Source organism: Streptomyces sp. SID3343 (assembly GCF_009865215.1).
In the GTDB taxonomy this organism is placed as follows: domain Bacteria; phylum Actinomycetota; class Actinomycetes; order Streptomycetales; family Streptomycetaceae; genus Embleya.
On the sequence record NZ_WWJX01000397.1, the window covers coordinates 1 to 1216 of the forward strand.

Below are 1216 nucleotides of genomic sequence, written 5' to 3' on the forward strand. Positions count from 1 at the left end.
CGAGTCCGGGGTGTGCACGAGCGAGTCGAACCGGATGCGGGGCAGGCACCCGCTGGGCCGCTCGGCGCAGCCGCGCGCGTCGGAGCGGACCGTCCAGCCGTGGTCCGCGCGGCCGGGGAAGGTCGGCAGGTAGCCGCCGCCGTGCGACGCGATCGGCTTGAGGCCGGGGGCGGCGGTCGAGCACGCCCGCGAACAGGTCGCCGCGGCGGGCGGGCGGTCGTCGGCCGGCGCCTCACGTCACTCGTCCCACCAGCGATCACCCTTCTCGCGCCGGTTGGCGACGATCGCCGCGAACGGCGGGATGGCCATGGCGACGACGGTCATGCCGGCGGCGATCGGGAACGAGAAGCGGTACACCACGGTCCCGGCGAGCAGGAACAACACCACGCACACGGCCATCATCACGAAGTAGCGCTTGCGTCGACGTCCCTGCGACGGCGTGGGTCCGGACGCGGAGGAACCATCCGACGGACCGGCGGGGGCGCTCCCGCGCGGGCTGTTCCTGGTCATGTCTTTCACGGTACGACTTGGCGACGCCAGGTGGGGCCGAGGGCGCTGCGGCCGCCGCGCGGGCGGGCTGCGGGTTCTCGCGGTTGCGCTCGCGGGCCCGTCCCTTCAGGTCGCCGACCCCTCGCGCCGGCGGTCGATCAGGAGTTCGAGGCCGTCCAGGATCCGGTCCAGCCCGAACGCCAAGGCGTTGTCCCTGGCCCCCTCGGCGGATCCGACCGCCGCCGTCAGGGCCGGATAGCGGTCGGCGTGTTCGCCGGTCGCCCCGGCAACCATGGAGGACATCAACTCTTCCGGTTCGTCACGATATGCGGTGGGCGAACTCACGCTCTGCTGGGCGACGTTGCGCACGTGTCCGACGACCAGGAATACCGCGTCCAGCTGCTCGTCACCCGCCAGGCCGGTATCGGCCAGCGCGACCAACGCCGACTCGATCCAGTCCGTCTCGTTGGGCCCGAGCACGCGATGCCCGGGCATGGCGGCGAGCAGCCACGGGTGCTCCCGCAGTACCGCGAGCATCGCCCGGGCCCAGCCGGCGAGCCGCTCCCGCCACTCGCCTGCCGGAACGCCCGGGAAAGGCCGGGCAGCCGGCGCGAGCGGGGCGGCCGGCGCGCCGAGCGCCGTGTCGACCATGAGCGCGACCAGCGCGGCCCGGCTGGGGACGTGGCGGTACAGGGCCATCTTGGTGAAGCCCGTACCGGCCGCGATC

2 protein-coding genes are annotated in these 1216 nt (G+C 73.8%); both read right to left on the reverse strand.

Features of this window, described 5'->3' with window-relative positions; genetic code table 11:
• Positions 1-237: 237 nt before the first annotated feature.
• Complete coding sequence (locus GT354_RS53910) at positions 238-510, reverse strand: DUF3099 domain-containing protein (RefSeq protein ID WP_161356522.1); 273 nt, start codon at positions 508-510, stop codon at positions 238-240.
• A gap of 105 nt (positions 511-615) precedes the next feature.
• On the reverse strand, positions 616-1216 hold a 601-nt coding region (locus tag GT354_RS13340; RefSeq protein WP_202511845.1), incomplete at its 5' end, for a TetR/AcrR family transcriptional regulator C-terminal domain-containing protein.

What these genes read in the sequence shown, in the direction of transcription:
- GT354_RS53910 (WP_161356522.1), bottom strand. Translation starts at nt 510, where the DNA reads ATGACCAGGAACAGCCCGCGCGGGAGCGCCCCCGCCGGTCCGTCGGAT.